Consider the following 1,925-nt stretch of genomic DNA (forward strand, 5'->3'; position numbering starts at 1 on the left):
AGTGGCGGTGAACGAAAACGCCTCGCTGTCGCTGGGCTACGGCGGGCTGCTGTCGCAGCACCATCAGGACAACAGCGTCAACGCCGGCTTCACCTGGCGTTTCTAAGCAACATCGACTCAATCCTTGTACGGGAACCGCCTGCGGGTGGTTCCTTTTTCACATCCTGCTAATGAGAACCCGGCGCACCTGGGGCGTCGGCCAATAACAAGCAAAAGGTAAGGAAATGACAACAACAATGGGTTTTGATAGCAAAGGAAACGTTCGTCGCTCGCCGTGGCGGCTGAATGCGCTGGTCTGCTGCATGGCGCTGGCAGGGTATGCGCAGGCGGCGCCGCACGAGGTGAATGGCCAACCCGGCGATCCGGCCAGCTGGCGCAGCGCCGAATTCAACGCCAACTGGGGGTTGGGGGCGATCCACGCCGATGAGGCCTACGCCGCCGGCTACACCGGCAAAGGGCAAAAGGTGGGCATTTTCGACACTCCGGTTAACCGCCATCCCGAATTCGCCGGCGACGGCAAACTGATCAACGTCGTCACCGAAGGCTACCGCGCCTATACCGATCCGCACCGGCCGGGAATTAACGCCGGCGATCGCTTTTACTTCGACGGCACCTTCCACTTCTACAGCGGTTCGCAGGGCATGTTGAGCAATCACGGGGTGCACGTCGCGGGGATCAGCGCGGCGAATCGCGACGGCGTCGGCATGCACGGCGTGGCCTTCGATTCGCAGGTGATCAGCGTCGATAATGACAACGACGGCCCGGCGTACGGCGAATTCCTCGGCCTGGACGGCGCCGTCACCAATGCCGGCTGGCAGGCGATGATCAAGAGCGGCGTGCGGGTGATCAACAACAGCTGGGGCGTCAGCATTCCCGATTTCCTGTCCGACGGCGGCCGCGATCCTAACGCGCTGCACTTCGAGCTGAAGGATGCGCAGGAGCAATTCGATCAGGTCAAGCCGCTGCTCGGTAGCCTGGCCGGCGCAGGTTATCAGGGCGCCATCGACGCGGCGCGCAAAAATATTCTGGTGCTGTTCGCCGCCGGTAACGACGGCAATTACAACCAACCGGATGTGATCAGCGGGCTGGCCTACTTCGTGCCGGACATCGCGCCGAACTGGCTGTCGGTCGCCAGCGTGGCGCAGGATGCGGCATCCGCCAACAGCGTGCCTTACACCATCAGCAGCTTCTCGTCCCGCTGCGGCTATACCGCCAGCTTCTGCGTCTCGTCGCCGGGCAGCAAAATCTACAGCACCGTGGCCAACGGTTCCGATCCGGCCAATCTGGTGTCGGACTACGGCAATAAAAACGGCACCTCGATGGCGACCCCGCACGTCACCGGCGCAGTGGCGGTGTTGCTGCAGCGTTTCCCGTACATGAACTCGGCGCAGATTGCCGACGTGCTGAAAACCACCGCCACCGACATGGGCGCGCCGGGCATCGACGCGCTCTACGGCTGGGGGATGATCAACCTGGGCAAGGCCATCAACGGCCCGGGCATGTTCTATACCGTCGAGGATATTCCCGCAGAGTTCCGCATCCCGGATCCGACGGGCGTGGCCTACGGCCCGACCCAGTTTGTCGTCAATATTCCGGGACTGGGCGCCGAGGTGGATGCCGGTACGTTGCATGCCAGGAAGTGTGACGATATCAGCTGTGAGTTGGACGTTTACTCCAATAACATCTCCGGCCACGGCGGCCTGACCAAGGAAGGGATGGGCACGCTGGTCATGACCGGCGCCAACACCTATTCCGGCCCGACGCTGGTCAATCAGGGCCGACTGGCGATCAACGGCTCGGTCACCTCGGACGTCAGCGTGCAGAGTGGCGGCATCGTCGGCGGCAGCGGCACGGTCGGTTCGCTGACCGCCCGCCGCGGCGGCACCGTGGCGCCGGGCAACTCGATCGGCACCTTGAACGTGGCG

At 63.2% G+C, this 1,925-nt stretch carries 2 protein-coding genes; both read left to right on the top strand.

Annotated features, from left to right (window positions below):
- A partial coding sequence (locus tag ITX55_RS24240; protein WP_370632734.1) for an autotransporter outer membrane beta-barrel domain-containing protein occupies positions 1 to 106 on the top strand: 106 nt, incomplete at its 5' end.
- A gap of 130 nt (positions 107 to 236) precedes the next feature.
- A partial coding sequence (locus ITX55_RS23840) for a S8 family serine peptidase (protein WP_223085420.1) occupies positions 237 to 1,925 on the top strand: 1,689 nt, incomplete at its 3' end.

This window comes from Serratia sp. EWG9, assembly GCF_019913725.1.
Classification (GTDB): Bacteria; Pseudomonadota; Gammaproteobacteria; order Enterobacterales; family Enterobacteriaceae; genus Serratia; species Serratia ureilytica.